The organism is Streptomyces polyasparticus (genome assembly GCF_014493765.1).
Taxonomy (GTDB): Bacteria; Actinomycetota; Actinomycetes; order Streptomycetales; family Streptomycetaceae; genus Streptomyces; species Streptomyces polyasparticus.
Map to the genome: position 1 here is coordinate 14,899 of NZ_JACTVJ010000001.1, position 19,238 is coordinate 34,136.

Annotated in this window: 5 protein-coding genes; all 5 read right to left on the reverse strand. The window is 72.4% G+C overall.

Going from position 1 to position 19,238, the window contains the following annotated elements:
• Window positions 1–22: 22 nt before the first annotated feature.
• The 5 genes from H9Y04_RS47445 to H9Y04_RS00105 are packed head-to-tail and all read right to left on the reverse strand — an operon-like array spanning window position 23 to window position 18,988.
• The gene (locus H9Y04_RS47445; protein ID WP_187811518.1) at window positions 23–8,464 is read right to left on the reverse strand and encodes a non-ribosomal peptide synthetase; all 8,442 of its coding nucleotides are present in this window, start codon (window positions 8,462–8,464) and stop codon (window positions 23–25) included.
• A complete protein-coding gene (locus tag H9Y04_RS00090) occupies window positions 8,461–16,191 on the reverse strand; it encodes a non-ribosomal peptide synthetase (RefSeq protein WP_187811519.1) in 7,731 nt (2,576 codons plus the stop codon). Before H9Y04_RS00090 ends, H9Y04_RS47445 begins: the two co-directional genes overlap by 4 nt.
• Window positions 16,188–17,168 (reverse strand): 2,3-diaminopropionate biosynthesis protein SbnA, encoded by a 981-nt coding sequence (sbnA, locus tag H9Y04_RS00095; RefSeq protein ID WP_187811520.1) that lies wholly within the window; start codon window positions 17,166–17,168, stop codon window positions 16,188–16,190. Before sbnA ends, H9Y04_RS00090 begins: the two co-directional genes overlap by 4 nt.
• 21 nt (window positions 17,169–17,189) lie before the next feature.
• The gene (locus H9Y04_RS00100) at window positions 17,190–17,993 is read right to left on the reverse strand and encodes an ABC transporter permease (RefSeq protein WP_187811521.1); all 804 of its coding nucleotides are present in this window, start codon (window positions 17,991–17,993) and stop codon (window positions 17,190–17,192) included.
• Entirely contained in the window at window positions 17,990–18,988 is a 999-nt protein-coding gene (locus H9Y04_RS00105; RefSeq protein ID WP_438818047.1) for an ATP-binding cassette domain-containing protein, read from the reverse strand. The genes H9Y04_RS00100 and H9Y04_RS00105 overlap by 4 nt, the downstream gene beginning before the upstream one ends.
• Window positions 18,989–19,238 lie beyond the last annotated feature (250 nt).

Sequence of the window (19,238 nt, forward strand, 5' to 3'; positions counted from 1 at the left end):
GGAGTGGGTGCACTCCGTGAATTCACTGCGTGCGCTCGAGGTGTTCGGCGATGATGCGTCCGATCGCCCGCTGAGGTTCGGGCCGCATCATTCCGTCGTGGTCCGATGCGATGCTGTGGTGGGAGATACGGCCGCCGATGTACGGCTCCCATTCGGCGATCGTCGGCGACTGCTCGTCCCTGTCGTGTGCGGCGGACAGGAAGAGCACGTCACCGCCGAAGCGCTCGGGGGTGAACTCGGCGCTGAGGACCGCGTGGTTGCGCACGATCCGCAGGAGCCGGGCCAGCTGCCGCTCGTCGAGGCCGGCCAGCGGGTTGGCGTCCCGCCGGAACAGCTCCAGGACCTCGGAGAGTGTGGGCTCGCCGCCGGCGAACGCCGCCGCGTCGTAACCGCAGTACTCCAGGATCTTCGCGAGCAGGGCCCGGTCGTCCGGGATGCCGTCCGGCTCGGGGACCGGGTAGCTGTCGAGGTTCGCGAGGAACGCGACGCGGTGTCCGAGCGCTTCGAGACGGGTGGCCGCCGCGTGGGCGAGAAGCCCGCCGAAAGACCAACCGATTAGATAGTAGGGCCCGTTGGGCTGGATTTCCAGAATTCTTCCCACATATTCCTGGGCCATTTCCGCGATCGACGACGGAAGCGGTGCTTCCGTGACAATTCCGGACGCCTGGAATCCATAAACGGGGAATTCCTTTGCCAGATGTTCCACGAGCCCGAGATAGGGCCAGCTGAGACCGACTCCGCCGTGCAGGAAGAACAGCGGCGCACGGCTGCCGTCGGGCCGTATGGGCAGCAGCGGCTCGAACGCCTCGACGAGCAGCGCGGGTCGTTCCGCGCCCGGGGGTACGGCGAGCTCACCCGCACGCTCGGCCAGGGTGCGCAGCGCACGGAACCAGCCGTCGGCGAGCGCCTCGGCGTCCTCCGGCTCCAGCACCTTGCCCGCCCAGGTCCAGTTGGCGACGAGTTCGGGCCCGTCGGGGCCGTCCTCCACCAGGGCGTCCACCTCGATGCTGTGCCCGAGGGGCATCCCGCCCGAGGTGGCCGCGAACGCCTCCCGTGACTCGGGTGCGGCCGCCCAGCCGCCGCCGTACGCCTCCATCGAGGCGAAACGGCCCAGGTAGTTGAAGCCGAGCTGCGGGTTCGCCGCCGGCAGCGGCGCGGGTCCCTCGCCGAGGTGGCGCAGGATCCCGTGGCCGAGTCCGTGGTCCGGCAGCGCCGTGAGCTGCTCGTGCATCTCCTTGACGGACTGCTCGGGCCCGAGCGCCGCGGCCCTCAGGAGCACCGGATGGGTGCCGGTGAACCAGCCGACCGTACGGGAGAGATCGATGCCCGGGTGCACCTGCTCGCGGCCGTGGGTCTCGACCTCGACGAGCAGACTGCGGCCGCGCCACTCGGCGACCGCGAGATCGAGTCCGGCGAGCAGCACATCGTTGATTCCGGCCTGGAAGGCGGCCGGGGCCTGCTCCAGGAGCGGTGCGGTGTGCTCGGCCGCCAGGGTCAGGCGAAGCGTCCGGGCCGTGGCGTACGTGTCGCGGCCGGGGTCGAGGGCGCGCGCGCCGACCGGCTGCTCCTTGCGGGACAACAGCTGCTTCCAGTACGGCAGTTCGCGGGCGCGTGCGGTGGCCTGCGAGTGCAGCAGCTTCGACCAGTGGCGCAGCGAGGTGCCGACCGGGTCGAGTGCGGTGCCGGGGTGTTCGTACGCGGTGAGCAGATCGGGCAGCAGCACACGCCAGGAGACGCCGTCCACCACGAGGTGGTGGAGCATCAGGATCAGCCGGCCGGGGCGGCTGTCCCCGCGGTCGATCCACACGGCCTGCAGCGTGACCGCGTCCCTCGGGGCGAGCCGGTCGCGTGCGGCCTCCGCCTGGGCGGCGACGGCGCGGCGCAGCAGCGCCTCGTCCTCGTACGCGCGATGACTCGCGTCGATACGGGTCACGAGCGGGGCGACCGGCACGGCTCCCGGCTCGCTGATCACCAGCCGCCAGTCGCCGGGGCCGTGACCGGTCAGGCGCGCCCGCAGCGCGTCGTGGTGGTCGACGACCTGCCGGAGTGCTCCGGTGAGCCGTTCCAGGCTGAGGTCGGTGGGGGTGGTGAGGACGACGGACTGGTTGAAGCCGTCGACGGGACCGCCTTCTTCGAGCAGCCGGAACATGACCGGCAGGAGTGCCAGTTCACCCACACCGTCGTCGGTGCCGGCGATCTCGGCGGGCTCGGCCTCGCCGACGGCCGCGGCGAGCGCGGCCACCGACTTGTGCGTGAACACATCGGCCGCGGTGACCCGCAGCCCCGCCCGCCGGGCGCCCGCGACCACTTCGATGGAGCGGATGCTGTCGCCGCCGAGGTCGAAGAAGCTGTCGTCGATGCCGATGGAGGGCAGCCCGAGGACGGTCGCGAAGATCTCGCACAGGGCGCGCTCGGTGTCCGTACGGGGGAGGCGGGCCGGTCCCGTCGCTACGGCCTCCGGGGCGGGCTCCGGGAGGGCCTTGCGGTCGACCTTGCCGTTGGGGGTCAGGGGCAGCGCGTCCAGGGTGAGGAAGGCCCCGGGCACCATGTAGTCCGGCAGCACCGAGGAGAGCGCGCTCTTGGCGTCGTCGGTGGTGCCGATGAGGTAGCCGACGAGGCGTCCGTGGTGGACGGCGGCCGCGGCATCCGTGATGCCGGGCAGGGCGCGCAGTGCGGTCTCGATCTCGCCGAGTTCGATGCGGTGGCCGCGGATCTTGACCTGGTGGTCGGTGCGCTCCAGGAACTCCAGCTGGCCGTCGGGGCGTTGGCGCACCCGGTCGCCCGTGCGGTACATGCGAGTGCCGGGGACGGTGGCGTGCGGATCGGCGACGTAGGTGACGGCGGTCTTACCGGGGTCGTCGAGGTATCCGTGCCCGACGCCGACACCGGCGACGTACAGCTCGCCCGGCGTACCCGCAGGCACCGGCTGCAGCGCCGGATCCAGCACGTACAGGCGGGTGTTGCGCACCGGGTGTCCGATGGGGGCGCGGGTGCCGAGCGGGGTGTCCGGAGTGATGACGGCGTGGGTGACGTCGTCGGAGCACTCGGTCGGCCCGTAGGCGTTGACGAGCGGGATGTGCGGCGCAAGGGCCACCCACTCGCGCGCCAGGTCCGCGGGAAGCGCCTCACCGGTCACCAACAGGTGCGTCAGCGGAGCGAGTTCGGGCTGCTCCAGGCCGTTGCTCCAGGAGTCGACGGCGGCGCGGAGCAGGGAGGGGACGACTTCGAGGATGGTGACGTGGTCGGTGGCGACGCGCCCGAAGAGTTCCTGGGGGTCGGCTGCGGTGTCGCGGTCGACGACGACCAGCCGGCCGCCGGTGACGAGCGGGGAGAGCATCTGCCATACGGAGATGTCGAAGGTGACGGGGGCGTTGTGGACGACCACGTCATCGGAGGTCAGGCCGAGGTCGTCGACCTTGGCGAGCAGGTGGTTGACCATGCCGGCGCGGTGGACCATCGCGCCCTTCGGCCTGCCCGTGGACCCCGAGGTGAAGATGATGTACGCCAGGTCGTCGGCGCCACCGGCCGGCGGGAGCAGTTCGTCGTCCGCCGACCCGTTCCAGCCGACGATCTGCGGGCTGGTCTCCGCGTCGCCGAGAATCCGCGCGGCCGTATCGGCCTGTCCCGGTCCGACGTAGAGCACATCGGCCCGGCTGTCGCCGAGCAGCGCGGCCGTACGCGCCTGCGGGGCCCGCAGGTCGAGCGGGACCCAGGCCGCGCCCGCGCCGAGCACCGCGAGGATGCCGGTCACGAACGGGATCCCGGGCTCGCACAGCATCGCCACCCGCGACCCCGGACCCACCCCGGCCGCGACCAGGCGACGGCTCAACGCCGAAGCGAGACAGACCAGTTCACCGTACGAGACGGAGCTCTGCGGATCCTGCACCGCGAGCCTCCCCGGCTCCGCGGCGGCACGCTCCCGCACCCGCTCCACGACCCCGGCGTATGCCTCCTCGACGGCGGTCGCGCCCCATGCCGCGCGCACCGCGGCCGACTCGGCCGGCAGCAGCACCTCGGCCTCGCCCACCGGGCGGTCCGGAGCGCCGGTCAGGGCCCCGAGCAGATGCGCGAGACGCTCGGCGAAGGACCGTGCGGTCGCCTCGTCGAACAGGTCGCTGCTGTATTCGAGGACCGCGTCGATCCCGTCCGGAGCGCCCTCGTCCGTGCGCCGCTCGAAGAGCTCGAAGGCCAGGTCGGCCTTCGCGGTCCCCGTGCCGAGAAGCAGCGGCTCCGACTCCGTGCCGGCCAACTGCACCGCGGAATCAGGAGTGTTGTGCAGGGTGAGCATCGTCTGGAACAGCGGGTGCCGCGACAGCGACCTGGTGGGCGCGAGCGCGTCCACCAGGGCCTCGAAGGGCAGGTCCTGGTGCGCGTAGGCGGCCAGGTCAGTGGCGCGCACCCGGTCGAGCAGCTCGCGGAACGTCGGGTTGCCGGACAGGTCCGTCCGCAGCACGAGGGTGTTCACGAACAGGCCGACGAGGTCGTCGAGCGCCGGGTCCGTACGGCCCGCGACCGGCGAGCCGAGCGGGATGTCCTCGCCCGCCCCCAGCTTCGACAGCAGGGTGGCGAGCGCGGCCTGCAGCACCATGAACGTGCTCGCGCCCTGGGCGCGGGCCAGCGCGGCGACCGCCGCGTGCAGGGCGCCGTCGATACGGAACTCCACCTGCCCGCCCCGGTGCGTGGGCGCGGCCGGGCGCGGCCGGTCGGCCGGCAACTCCAGCTCCTCCGGCAGGCCGTCCAACACCGCGCGCCAGTAAGTGAGTTGCTCATCCGACACGGAGCCGAGCAGCTCGCGCTGCCACAGCGTGTAGTCCGCGTACTGCACCGGCAGCGGCGACCACGCCGGGGCCTCGCCCGCGCGCCGTGCCTCGTACGCCCGCGCCAGATCGGTGCCGAGCGGACCGACCGACCAGCCGTCGGCCGCGATGTGGTGCACCACGAGCAGCAGGACGTGCTCCTCGTCCGAGAGACGGAACAGCTCGGCTCGCAGCGGCAGTTCCGCGGCCAGGTCGAAGCCGCGCCGCGCCGCCGCCCGTACGGCCTCCTCGCTCAGTACGGAGACCGGCAGATCCACGCGTACGGCAGCGGCGTCCACGATCTCCTGGCGCGGGCGGCCGTCCGTGTCCGGGTAGCGGGTGCGCAGCGCTTCGTGGCGTACGACGACATCGCGCACCGCGGCCCGCAGCGCGGCGACATCGAGGGCGCCCTTCAGGCGGACGGCCACCGGGATGTTGTAGGCGGGGTTGTCCGTCTCCAACTGGTCGAGGAACCAGAGGCGTTGCTGGGCGGGGGAGAGGGGGAGCGGCTCCGGTCGTACGGCCTGCGTCAGGGCCGGCCGGGCCTCGCCGGATGCGGCGTCCGAGCCCGCGACGCGGGCCGCCAGGGCGGCCGGGGTGGGCGCGTCGAAGACCGCGCGGACCGGCAGTTCGGCGCCGAGCGCCGCCCGGATCCGGCCGGTGAGCCGGGTCGCGAGCAGTGAGTGGCCACCGAGCTCGAAGAAGGAGTCGTCCGGGCCGGCGGGCCCGGGAAGCCCGAGCACCTCGCCGAACACCTCGCACAGGAGCTGCTCCTGCGCGGTGCGCGGGGTGCGGGCCGCGGTGCGCGCGCCCTGGGCGGGCGCGGGCAGCAGCTTGCGGTCGACCTTGCCGTTCGCGGTCAGGGGCAGCGCGTCCATCGCCACGTACAGGGCGGGGACCATGTGCGCGGGCAGGCTCTCGGCCAGGTGTGCGCGCAGCGCGGCCGGGGCGGCCGTACCGACCGTGTAGGCCACCAACTGCATGCCGCCCGGCAGGTCTTCCCGCGCCAGGACCGTTGCCTGGGACACCTCCGGGTGTGCCGCGAGCGCGGACTCGATCTCGCCGAGCTCGATACGGAAGCCGCGGATCTTGACCTGGTGGTCGGCCCGTCCGATGTACTCGATCTGACCGTCGGCGCCCCACCGCACCACGTCCCCGGTGCGGTACATCCGGCTGCCCGGCGGACCGAACGGATCGGGCACGAACCGGGTAGCCGTCAGCTCGGGCCGCCCGTGGTAGCCGCGCGCCACCCCGTCACCGGCGATGTACAGCTCGCCGATCGCCCCCGAAGGGGCGGGCCGCAGCGCGTCGTCGAGCACGTACACCTGTGTGTTGGCGATGGGCCGGCCGATCGGCGGCACCCCCGGACGCGTGCCGTCCAGGATGGCGGCGGTGGACCAGATGGTGGTCTCGGTGGGCCCGTAGACGTTGGTGACCTCACGGGACGCGGCACGCAGCGCGTCGGCGAGCGGCTCGCCGACGGCCTCGCCGCCGATCAGCACCCGCAGGGCGGCCAGGCTCTCCGGGTGCTCGGTGACCAGGGCGTGCCACAGGGTCGGCGTGGCCTGCATCACGGTGGCGTCGCTGCCGGTGATCAGGGCGGCGAGCGCGGCCGGGTCCCGCACGGTGTCGCGCTCGGCGAGGACCAGTTCCGCGCCCGTGAGCAGCGGCACGAAGATCTCCAGGTTGGAGATGTCGAAGCCGAACGTGGTGACGGAGAGGAAGCGGTCGGCGCCGTCGATACGGAACCGCTCGGCCATGTCGTGCACGAGGTTGATCAGCGCGCCCTGCGGGACCACGACCCCCTTGGGGCGGCCGGTCGAGCCGGAGGTGTAGATCGTGTACGCGGTCTCCAGGGGGTCCGGGTCCACGGTGACCACGGGCCCGGTGGGCCGCTGCGCGAGCAGTTCGCCCGCGGTGTCCAGGGCCAGGTGCTCCCGTGCGGTGACCGAGGGCAGCGCGGCCGCGACGGCGGTCGTGGTGACGACGAGCGCGGGGTCCGCGTCGTCGAGCATGTAGCCGATGCGGTCGGCCGGATAGTCCGGGTCGAGCGGCAGATAGCCGGCGCCGGCCTTCACGACGGCGAGGGTCGCGACGATCAGGTCCGTCGAGCGGGGCAGGGCGAGGGCCACCAGGGCGCCCGGCCCGGCGCCGCGCGCCACCAGCTCGTGTGCGAGCCGGTCGGCACGCTCGTGCAGCGCGGCGTAGCTCAGGCGCTCGGCGCCGCAGCGCAGCGCGGGCGCGTCCGGCGTGGCCGCGGCGAGCGCCTCCAGCTGCTCGCGCAGAGCGTGGCGCGGGTAGGCGCGGGCCGTGTCGTTGTACGAGCCGAGCAGGGTCGCCCGCTCCTCGTCGCTCAGCAACTCGAGCTGCGAAAGCGGCAGTTCCGCCGTCTCGGGCAGAGTCTCCAGGAGTCGGAGCACCCGCCCGGCGAGAGCCGCGGCCTCCTCGGCGGTGACCAGGTCCGGCGCGTGGTCGAGCCGCAGGGTCAGCTGCTCGCCCGGCAGGACGAGCAGCGACAGCGGGTAGTGCGTGGCGTCGCGGCCCTTGATGCCCGCGACCGTCAGACCGGGCACGGCCGTGCGCAGGGCGTCCGCGTCGAGCGGATAGTTCTCGAAGATCATCACGGTGTCGAACAGCTCGCCGTGTCCCGCGTCCTGCTGGATCCGGGAAAGGCCCAGGTGCTGATGCGGAAGCAGGGCGGTGTGCTGCTCCTGCGCCGCCTTCACCACGTCCGCGAGGGAGTGCGATGCGGGCGCCTGAAGCCGTACGGGAAGGGTGTTGATGAACAGGCCGACCATCGACTCGACACCCGGTATCTCCGGCGGACGACCCGAGGTCGTGGTGCCGAACACCAGGTCGTCCCGCCCAGTCAGGGCGCCGAGCACCACGGCCCACACACCCTGGAGCACGCTGGACAGGGTCACGCCCTGCGCACGCGCCCACGCGGTCAGACGCGCGGTCGCCCCGGCGTCGAGCCGGGCGATGTGCTGTTCGGGCAGCACCGGCGCACGGCCGGGCGGCGCGGACACGAGCCGGGTGGGCTCCTCCAGGCCGGAGAGCAGCTCGCGGTAGGCGGCCGCGGCGGCCTGCGCGTCCTGCCGGTTGAGCCAGGACAGATAGCTCTTGTACGAGGTGACGGCGGGCAGTACGGAGGCGTCGCCGCCGGCCGCGTACGCGGTGAACAGCTCGGACAGGAGCAGGGGCATCGACCAGCCGTCGAGCAGGATGTGGTGGCAGGTGACCAGCAGCCGGTGGCGGTCCGTGCCCGTGGCGATGAGCGTGAAGCGGATCAGCGGCGGCCGGCCCACGTCGAACGGCTCGGTGCGGTCACGGTCGGTCAGTGCGTCAGGATCCTCCGCGGCGTCCAACTCCCGCCAGGGAACGGGCACTTCGCGCGGGATCAGCTGGACCGGCTGCCCGTTTTTGCGGTAGCGGAAGCCCGCCCGCAGATTCGGGTGCCGGGCAAGGACGCCCGCCGCGGCGGCCTTCAGGGCGCCGCGGTCCAGCGGCCCTTCGAGGTCCAGGACGAGCTGGACCGCGTACACGTCGAGTTCCTGCCGGTCGTACACGGCGTGGAACAGCAGGCCCTCCTGCAGCGGTGTCAGCGGCAGTACGTCGCTGAGGCCCCCCGTCGCCTGCGCTTTCCCCTTGGGTGCGGTCGTACTCATCCTTCGGTCCCCCACTCGTGTGCGAACTCGTTCTCGAACTCGTCGATCTCGTCCTGCTCGAGGCCCTCGACAAGCCCCAGGTCCGAGGGTGTGAAACCGCCGGCGTCGGGCCGTGCGGCATGTGCGGACAGCGCCTTCAGCGCCCGGAACCAGCCGTGCGCGATCGCCTCGGCGTCGGCGTCGGCTACGGTGCGCCCGGCCCATGCCCACTCGGCGACCAGGCGCGGGCCGTCGGAGCGGTCCTCGGTGCGCGCGTTGACCCCGAGCGCGTGCGGCAGCGGCATACCGGGGTCGGTGCCGGCCGCGACGTCCAGGGACTCGGGCGTGAGCTGCCAGTCGGCGGGCTCCGAAAGAGCCATCCGGCCCAGGTAGTTGAAGCCCAGCTGCGGCGCCGGATACGCGCCGAGCACCGGCGCCGTGTCCGGGCCGAGGCGGCTCAGCAGACCGTGTCCGATGCCGTGGTCGGGCACCCGGCGCAGCTGCTCCTTGACCTCCTTGAGTGCCTGGCCGAGTGCGGGACCACCCGCATGGACCTCGTCCCAGTCGCACAGGCCCACGTCCAGGCGGACCGGGTGCGTACTGGTGAACCAGCCGACCGTGCGCGTCAGATCGACGCCGGGCACCACCGCCTCGCGCCCATGGCCTTCGAGGTCGACGAGCACGTCCTGCGCCTCGCCGCGCCCGCGCCGCCAGTCGGCGACGGCCAGCGCGAGCGCCGTCAGGAGCACGTCGTTGATCTCCGCGTGGAAGGCGGCGGGGACGGAGGTGAGCAGCTCGGCGGTGTACTCGGCGGGCAGTTCGAGGCGCAGCCGGTGCGCGGTGCCCATCGTGTCGAGCGCCGGGTCGAGCGGACGCGCGCCGATCAGCGGGTCGCCCGGCGCCAGCATCTCCTGCCACAGCGGCAGTTCGGCCCGGCGTTCGTCCTGTACGGCCTCCTCGTGCAGCAGGTGCGCCCACTGCCGGAAGGAGGTGCCCACCGGAGTGAGGGGCCGCTGCGGGTGCTCGTACGCCTGCGCCAGATCCGGGAGCAGGATCCGCCAGGACACCCCGTCCACGACCAGGTGGTGCAGCGTGAGCAGCAGCCTGCCGGGCCGGCCGGCGCCGGCGTCGAACCAGACGGCCCGCAGCACATCGCCCTCGCGGGGCGCCAGTTCACCGCGGGCGGCCTCGGCCTCCTGGCGCAGGGGAGAGGCCGGATCGCCGGGGGCCGCCACCCTGCGCAGCACGTCCTCGGCCCGCACCGCACCGGCCTCGCGGATGCCTTCGCCGCTCCAGCGCAGCACGTCGTGGTGGTCGAGCAGCGTCTGCAGCGCGGCCGCGATCCGCTCGTACGAGGCATCGGCGGGCGTCCGCACCACCGCGGCCTGGTGGAAGCCGTCGGTCGGCCCGGGGATCGCATCGAACCAGGCGGTGATCGGTGTGGCCGGCACTGGACCGGTGCCCTCGCCCACACCCACCGTCTCGACCTGTCCGGCGGCTGCGGCGGCGAGCGCCAGGCCCTGCGGTGTGCGGTGCACGAACACGTCCTGCGCGGTGATCGCCAGGCCGAACTCACGTGCTTTGCCGACCAGTTGGATGGAGCTGATGCTGTCGCCGCCGAGGTCGAAGAAGCTCGCGTCCGCACCCGCCGACTCCAGGCCGAGCACCTCCGCGAATGCCCGGCACAGCGCAGCTTCCCGCTCGTTCGCGGGGGCGAGGCCCGCCGCGACCGCGGTGTAGTCGGGCGCGGGCAGGGCGCGGCGGTCCAGCTTGCCGTTGCCCGTGAGCGGCAGCGCGTCGAGGGCGACGACGGCGCTCGGCACCATGTGTTCGGGCAGTTCCGCGGCGAGCTGCGCGCGGATCTCCCGTACGTCGGCGTGCGCGCCGGCGGCGACCACGTACGCGACGAGCCGCTTGTCCCCGGGCCGGTCCTCACGGACGATCACCGCGGCCCTGGCGATGTCGTCCCGTGCGAGCAGCACGCCCTCGATCTCGCCCGGTTCGATACGGAAGCCGCGCAGCTTCACCTGGTCGTCGACGCGGCCCACGTAGTCGAGGCTGCCGTCGGCGTTCCAGCGCACCAGGTCGCCCGAGCGGTACATCCGGCCGCCCGGCGCGGTCGCGAACGGGTCGGCGAGGAAACGGTTCGCGGTCAGCCCGGGCCGCCGCAGATAGCCGCGGGCCAGCTGGTCGCCGCCGATGTACAGCTCGCCGGTGACGCCCGGCGCCACCGGACGCAGCCGCGCGTCCAGGACGTAGAGACGGGTGTTGTGCAGCGGGGAGCCGATGGGCGGCTTGACCGCACCGGACAGGGGCTCGCTGATGCTGGCACAGACGGTGGCCTCCGTCGGCCCGTACGCGTTGCGCATCACCCGTCCGCGGGAGAACCGCTCCACCAGCTCCGGCGGACAGGCCTCGCCGGCCACGACCAGCTGTACGCCCTCGGGCATCGGCCGGTCGTCGGGCCAGGCGGACAGGACGGTCGGCGGCAGGCAGACCATGGTGGTGCCGGTGCGCTCGACGAGCTCGGCGAGGGGTTCGCCGGGACCGCGCTCCTCGGCCGTCGACAGGACCATCGTGGCGCCCGAGAGCAGACCGATGGCCAGCTCCCAGGTCGCGGCGTCGAAGCTGTACGAGGCGAACTGCAGCCAGCGCGTGGCGGGTCCGATGCCCATGCGCGGACCCTGGTCGGCCACCATCACGGCCACCGTGCGGTGTTCCACGACGACGCCCTTGGGGCGGCCGGTGGACCCGGAGGTGTAGATCACGTACGCGGGGTCGCGCACGGTCAGCGGCCGGGTCCGGTCGGCGTCGGTCAGGGCGCGGGCGGGCCTGGCCGCGACCGCGGCGCGTACCTCAGGGTCGTCGAGCAGCAGCAGGGGCGCCGCCGAGGCGTCGAGGCCCACCGACTCGGCGGCCGTCGTCAGGGCGAGTGCGGGACGGGCGTCCTCGAGCATGTACGCGATGCGGTCCCGCGGGTACGCGGCGTCGATCGGCAGATACGCGGCGCCCGCCTTCAGGACGGCGAGCAGCGCGACGACCATCTCCGGCGAGCGGGGAAGCAGCAGCGCGACGAGGTCGCCGGGGCCGGTGCCGCGTGCGGCCAGCTCGTGGGCGAGTCGGTTCGCGCGGGCGTCCAACTCGGCGTACGACAGGACCTGTTCGCCGAACTGAAGGGCCGGGTGTTCAGGCTGCGCGGCCGCCCTGGCCGCGTACAGCTCGTGCACCGGGGCCACGTCCACGTGCTGCACGGGACCGGCCCACTCGCCGAGGATGCGCTCCCGCTCGGCCGGCAGCAGGGGGTCGACACGGCCGAGCGGGAGGTCGGGATCGCCGGTCAGGACACCGACGAGATGGGCGAACCGGTCGGCGAAGGACCGTGCCGTGGCCTGGTCGAACAGATCGCTGCTGTACTCGAGGACCGCGTCGATCCCGGCCGGCGCCCCGTCGGGGCCCTGCCGCTCCGTGAGCTCGAAGGCCAGATCCAGCTTGGCGGTGCCGGTGCGCACGGGGACGGTCTCGACCTCGAGGCCGGGCAGGGCGAGCTCGGTGGAGGCGTTGTTCTGCAGCACCAGCATGGTCTGGAACAGCGGCTGCCTCGACAGCGACCTGCTGGGCGCGAGCGCGTCGACCAGCGCCTCGAAGGGCAGGTCCTGGTGCGTGTACGCCGCCAGATCGCTCGTACGGACCCGGTCGAGCAGCTCGCGGAAGGTCGGGTCGCCGGAGAGATCGGTGCGCAGTACCAGCGTGTTGACGAAGAAGCCGACCAGCTCGTCGAGCGCCGGGTCGGTACGTCCCGCGACCGGTGAGCCGAGCGGAATGTCCTCGCCCGCCCCGAGACTCGACAGGAGGGTGGCGAGCATGGCCTGCAGCACCATGAACGTGCTCGCACCCTGGGTGCGCGCGAGTTCGGCGACCGCCGCGTGCAGCTCGCCGTCGACATGGAACTCGACGGTGGCGCCGCGGTGGCTGGGCACGGTGGGCCGCGGACGGTCGTACGGCAGCTCCAGCTCCTCCGGGATGCCCTCCAACACCTCGCGCCAGTAGGCGAGTTGTTCCTCCGACACGGTGTCGAGCAGCTCGCGCTGCCACAGCGTGTAGTCCGCGTACTGCACCGGCAGCGGCGCCCAGTCGGGGGCACCGCCCGACCGCCGCAGCGCGTAGGCCTCGGCGAGATCGCGGGCCAGCGGTGCCACGGACCAGCCGTCGGATGCGATGTGGTGCAGGACGAGCAGCAGCACGTGCTCGTCGTCGGCCAGCTTGAACAGCTCGGTGCGCAGCGGCAGTTCGGCCGCCAGGTCGAACCCGCGGGAAGCGGCGGCGGTCAGCCGTTCGGGCAGCGCCTCACGGGAGGTGCCGGTGACGGGCAGGCCCAGGTGCGCCTCGCCGGTCGGCACGACCCGCTGGCGGGGCCGGCCGCCGTCGTCGGGGAAGACGGTGCGCAGGCTCTCGTGGCGGGCCAGGACGTCGCCGAGCGCACGGTGCAGCGCGTCGACGTCGAGCGCGCCGGACAGCCGTACGGCGAACGGCAGATGATAGGTGGCGGAACCGTTCTCCAGCTGGTTCAGGAACCACAGACGCTGCTGGGCGGGGGAGAGCGGCAGTTCGGCCGGGCGCTCGGCGGCCGCGGTCAGCGCGGGCCGCACCGCGGCGGCCGCGTCGTCCAGGCGGGTCGCGAGTTCGGCCACCGTGGGCGCCTGGAAGAACGTACGGATGGAGACCTCGGCGCCGAGCCGGGCCCGGATCCGGGACGCGACCTTGGTGGCAAGGAGCGAGTGGCCGCCGAGGTCGAAGAAGCTGTCGTCGATGCCGACGGCCGGCAGCCCGAGCACCTCCGCGAAGATCTCGCACAGTGCCTGCTCGCGGGCGTTGCGCGCCGGAAGCAGTCCGGAAGCGGCAGTCGACGGGTCGGGCACGGGCAGCGCCTTGCGGTCGACCTTGCCGTTGGGGGTGAGCGGCAGCGCGTCCAGGGTGACGAAGGTGCTGGGCACCATGTATCCGGGCAGCGTGGCGCCGAGCGCGGTGCGGGCGTCCGGGGTGGCGCCGATGAGGTAGCCGACGAGGCGTCCGTGGTGGACGGCGGCCGCCGCGTCGGTGATGCCGGGGAGCCGGCGCAGTGCGGTTTCGATCTCGCCGAGTTCGATGCGGTGGCCGCGGATCTTGACCTGGTGGTCGGTGCGCTCCAGGAACTCCAGCTGGCCGTCGGGGCGTTGGCGCACCCGGTCGCCGGTGCGGTACATACGGGCGCCCGCTTCGAGGGCGAACGGATCGGCCAGGAACGTGACGGCGGTCTTGCCGGGGTCGTCGAGGTACCCGTGCCCGACGCCGGCACCGGCGACGTACAGCTCGCCAGGGGTGCCGGGGGGCACCGGCTGCAGCGCCGCATCCAGCACGTACAGGCGGGTGTTGCGCACCGGGTGCCCGATCGGCGCGCGGGAGCCGATGTCGCTGCCCGCGTGGATGACGGCGTGGGTGACGTCGTCGGAGCACTCGGTCGGCCCGTAGGCGTTCACCAGGGGGATGACCGGCTCGATCTCGCCCCAGGTCACGGCGAGATCGGCGGGCAGCGCCTCGCCTGTGACCATCAGGGAACGCAGCCCGTCGAGCGAGGGCCGGGGCGTGCCCGCCTGCCAGGAGTCGACGGCCGCGCGGAGCAGGGAGGGGACGACTTCGAGGATGGTGACGCCGTCGGTGGTGACGCGTCCGAAGAGTTCCTGGGGGTCGGCCGCGGTCTCGCCGTCGACGACGACCAGCCGGCCGCCGGTGACGAGGGGGCAGAGCATCTGCCATACGGAGATGTCGAAGGTGACGGGGGCGTTGTGGACGACCACGTCATCGGAGGTCAGGCCGAGGTCGTCGACCTTGGCGAGCAGGTGGTTGACCATGCCGGCGCGGTGCACCATCGCGCCCTTCGGCCTGCCCGTGGACCCCGAGGTGAAGATGATGTACGCCAGGTCGTCGGCGCCACCGGCCGGGGCGGCCAACTCGTCGTCCGCCGACCCGTCCCAGGCGACCACCGTCGGCGCGTGGGACGCGGCGGCCAGGATCTCGGCGGCGGTGTCCGTGTGCCCCGGTCCGACGTAGAGCACATCGGCCCGGCTGTCGCCGAGCAGCGCGGCTGTACGCGCCTGCGGGGCCCGCAGGTCGAGCGGGACCCAGGCGGCGCCCGCGCCGAGCACGGCGAGGATGCCGGTCACGAACGGGATCCCGGGCTCGCAGAGCATCGCCACCCGCGACCCCGGGCCGACCCCGGCCGCGACCAGGCGACGGCTCAACGCCGAAGCGAGACGGACCAGTTCACCGTACGAGACAGAGCCCTGCGGATCCTGAACCGCAGTCTTCGCGGGCTCGTCGACGGCCAGTGCCCGAACACGTTCCACCACCCCGGCGTATGCCTCGTCGATCGCGGTGGCGTTCCACCCCGCGCGTACCGTCTCCGACTCGGCGGGAAGGAGCACGTCCAGCCGGTCGACCACCGCCTGAGGACCCGCCTCGGCCAGCGTCCGCAGCCAGCCGAACAGGCGGCGCTGGTGGAGCTCGAGCTCCTGCTGCGTATAACGCGAGGGGTTGGCGTCCAGGCGGACCGCGTAGCCCTCCTCGGCGGAGTCGAGGTAGATGATCTGCAGGTCCTCGACCGGTCCGGTCGACAGGTTGTGCAGCAACCCGGTGCACTCGCCGAAGGCGTAGTCGAAGCCCGATTCGAGGACGTTGACGGTGGGGCCGAGCGAGCGGCCCGCGTCTCCGGTGAAGCCGAGGTCGCGGCGGATGCGGTCGCCCCGGTAGTTCTGGTGGCGCAGGGTGGAGCGCAGCTCAACAGCGCTGTCGCGCAGGAAGTCGGCGACGGTACGGCCGGGCAGCACCTGCACGGGATGCGGGACGAAGTTCGCGCGCATCCCGGGGACCGCCCGGGCGGCCGCGGTGGCGCGGGCCGGCACCGCGAGGGTGAGCAGGGCACGGTCCACACCGGCGGCGCGCTGGACGTACGCACCGGTCGCGGCGATCAGGAGCGTCTGCCAGGTGATACGGGAGTCCCAGGCCAGCGCGCGCAGACGCTCGACCGTGTCCGAGGGCAGCACGGCCTCGCACCGCAGCGAGCCGCGGGCCGGGCCGCCGGGCCGCTGGGAGAGGCTGACCGGCTCCGGCTGCTCCTCGAACCGGGAACGCCAGAACGCCTTCTCCTTCGCGTACTTGGCGGTCTGGGCGAACGCGGCCTCGTCGTCGGTGAGGGTCTGCGGCTCGGGGAAGGCGCCCTCGGCGTCCGGGTCCGTGTACAGCGCGGCGAGCCGGTTGTAGATGAGGACGCGGCTGAACCCGTCGACCAGGATGTGGTTGACCCGTATGTAGAACAGCGCATGCTCGGGGCCGAGCCGGAGCAGCACCGAACGCAGCGTGCCCGCGGTCAGATCCGGCGGCGTGAGCAGGTCCTCCCGCATGAACGCCTCGGCGGCTTCCCGGGGTTGAGGCTCCTGGGACAGATCCAGCGTCTCCACGGGGAAGTCCCCGGCAGGGGCGAGCTCCTGGCGGGGCTCGCCGTCGTGCTCGGTGAAGCGGGCGCGCAGGGTGCCGGCCTCCCGCAGCACCCCCTGCCAGGCGGCCGTGAACCGCGCTGTGTCCAAAGGACCGCGCAGCTCCAGGAAGTCGCCCATGGTGAAGACGGGGTTGCCCGGGTCGGCCTGCTGCCCGTACCACATCTCGCGCTGAGCGGCGGAGAGCGGCAGCTGCTGCCGTGCAGGGGGTGTGGGGATCATGACTGCTTTGCTCCAGAGGGAAGGTCCAGCGGGTCGATGCCGTACACGTCACCCACCCAGCTCGGCTGGTAGACGGTGTCGAGATAGCGCTCGCCGAGATCCGGGGCGATGGCGACCGCCGTGGTGTTCTGGCTCGGACGGTGCTCGGCGAGCCAGCGCAGCGCGCCGCTCACCACCGTTCCGGTGGAGCCGCCGAAGAGGAATCCGCCACGGGCCAGGGTGTGGCAGGCGCGCACGGTGTCGGCCTCGGGCACATGCACGACGTCGTCGATGTACGAGGTGTCGAGCAAGGCGGGCCGCACGCCCGTACCGAGTCCGGGGATCATGCGCGGGCCCGCCGGGCCGCCGAAGGTGACGGAGCCGACGCTGTCGACCGCGACCACCGTCACCGGCCGCGGCAGCTCCTTGAAGTAGCGGGCGCAGCCCATCAGCGTGCCCGTGGTGCCGGCGCCGACGAAGAGCACCTCCAGATCGGGGAACTGCTTCTCGATCTGCGGCGCCGTGGTGCGGTAGTGCGCCCGCCAGTTGTCCGGATTGGCGTGCTGGTTCAGCCAGACGACCCGCGGGCTGCGGGCGAGCAGCTCCCGTACGTACGCGAGCCGCGCCGCGAGGAACCCGCCGTCGGCGGCCGGTTCCGAGACGGTGTGCACCTCGCTGCCGAGCGACTCGATGACCTTGCGCGTGGCGGGGTTCGTCCGTGAGTCGACCACACAGATGAAGTGGTAGCCCTTGGCCGCGGCGATCACGCTCAGCGCCACCCCGAGGTTCCCGGACGAGGATTCGACGAGGGTCGAGCCCTCGGTGAGGGCGCCGCTGCGCTCGGCCGCCTCGATCATGCTCGCGGCGGCCTTGAGCTTGATGGACCCGGCGAAATTGAAGCCCTCACATTTGAGGTGCAGCGGATAGCCGTACATCTCCCGGAGATCCACGTAGAGATCTTCGGTATTGAATTCGTGCGGTGCCGATATAACCGGCATGGTTCCCCCAGGAAGACAAGGTCATCGCGTGGCCGACTTGCGGTACACGCGCAGGCTCAGAGGTATGAGAACGGCGATGAGCAGCCCGATGCTGATCAGCGAAACGATCACCGGATGCTGAACCGGGAAACTGCCGGACGTCACCGCGCCGGTGTTTCCCCACAATTGGCGGCAGGCCTCCGAGACCGCACTGACCGGATTCCATTCGGCGACCGCCTGCAGCCAGGCCGGCAGACCGGTGAGCGGCATGAACGAGCTGGAGAGGAACGAGAACAGGACCAGCATCAGCGCGGCGACCCCGCTGATCGCCTCCAGGTTGCGCATCACCATGCCGAGGAGCGCGCCGACCCAGAGCATCGCGTAGGCGAAGGCGAGCAGCAGCAGGAATCCGGTGACGTTCTCGGCGAAGCTGCCGTGCACCCGCCAGCCGACCGCGAGTCCGGTGACCGCCACGAGCGCGATGCTCAGGGCCGCGGCGGCGAGATCGGCGAGCGTATGGCTGACGAGGACGGTCGCCCGGCCCATCGGCAGCGAACGGAACCGGTCGATCAGGCCCTTGCCGAGATCGCCGGCCACCCCGATCGCGGTGATGCCGATACAGGAGAGCCCGACCTGGGCGAAGACGCCGGCCATGATGTATTCGCGATAACTGGCGCCGGTGCTCTTCACCTCGACGACCGTCGCGAACAGATAGCCGAGGATCACGACCATCGCGACGGGCGTGAGGGCCACGCCGATGATCTTCTCCGGGGTGCGCCGCAGATGGCGCAGATGCCGGCCGGTGAGGGCGGCGACATCGCCGCCGTGGGCAAGCGCCGAGCTCATAGAGCGGCCTCCGCTTTCGCCGTACGGGGGTGACCGGCCGGCTCTGCGGCCTGCTCGCCGGTCAGCTCTCCGGTCAGATGGAAGAACACGTCGTCGAGCGAGGGCCGCCGCAGCGCGAACTCCTCGACGCCGACCCCCGCGTACTCGAGCGCGGTCGCGGCGGACGCCAAAGCGCCCATGCCGTCGGGGAGTTGGATGTGCAGGGTGCGCTGCCGCTCGTCCAGCTGGGGCGCGCCCACCGCGAGCGGTGCGAGCACGCTCGCGGCCTGCGCGAGCAGGGCGGCGTCGGCGAAGGACACTTCGAGGCGCTCGCCCCCGACCTTCCGCTTGAGCTCGTCGGAGGTGCCCTCGGCGATCACCCGGCCCCGGTCGACGACCAGGATCCGGTCCGCGAGGAAGTCGGCCTCCTCCAGGTACTGGGTGGTCAGCAGGACCGTGACGCCCTGGTCGACCTGGTCCTGCACCATCCGCCACAGCGTCGCCCGGCTGGCCGGGTCGAGTCCGGTGGTGGGTTCGTCGAGGAACAGCACCTCGGGCGAGGCGATCAGGCTGACGGCCAGATCGAGCCGGCGGCGCATGCCGCCCGAGTACTCCTTCGCCGGCTTGTCCGCGGCGGCCTCCAGCTCGAACTGCGCGAGCAGTTCGGCGGCCCGGGCCCGCGCGCCCCTGCGGCCCAGGCGCAGCAGCCTGCCGAGCAGGACCAGGTTCTCGCGGCCGGTCAGGAGTTCGTCGACGGCGGCGTACTGCCCGGCGAGACCGATCCGGCGGCGCACCTCGCGCCGCTGCCGCACGATGTCGAAGCCCGCGACGCGAGCCGTGCCGGAATCGGGTTCGAGCAGAGTGGCGAGCGTGCGGACCGTGGTGGTCTTGCCCGCGCCGTTGGGCCCGAGCAGACCGAGCACCGTGCCTGCTTCGACCGACAGGTCCACACCGTCAAGGGCGCGGTGGCTGCCGTACTGCTTCGTCAGTCCTTCGGCCTCGATCGCGGTGATCACGGAAATTCCCCCTTTCGAGCATCGGATGCATCAGGTGAATTGGCGAATAGCCGAATTCCCGAGTCAGCGAATTGCTGAGACGAGTAGGAACCTAGCCGCCGATCTGGCCGGATCGGGCCGTTCCCGCTGTCCGCAGACTGCCGGTGCAGCATGTTGCCGACCCCGTGCCGACCTGCGGATCTTCAGGCGTTGGCAGGATCCTGCAGCGGCATTCAACTGACATATCAGAAGGGCGAGTTCAGGGGGCGCC

What these genes read in the sequence shown, in the direction of transcription:
- H9Y04_RS00100 (WP_187811521.1), bottom strand. Translation starts at nt 17,993, where the DNA reads ATGAGCTCGGCGCTTGCCCACGGCGGCGATGTCGCCGCCCTCACCGGC.
- H9Y04_RS00090 (WP_187811519.1), bottom strand. Translation starts at nt 16,191, where the DNA reads ATGATCCCCACACCCCCTGCACGGCAGCAGCTGCCGCTCTCCGCCGCT.
- H9Y04_RS47445 (WP_187811518.1), bottom strand. Translation starts at nt 8,464, where the DNA reads ATGAGTACGACCGCACCCAAGGGGAAAGCGCAGGCGACGGGGGGCCTC.
- sbnA (WP_187811520.1), bottom strand. Translation starts at nt 17,168, where the DNA reads ATGCCGGTTATATCGGCACCGCACGAATTCAATACCGAAGATCTCTAC.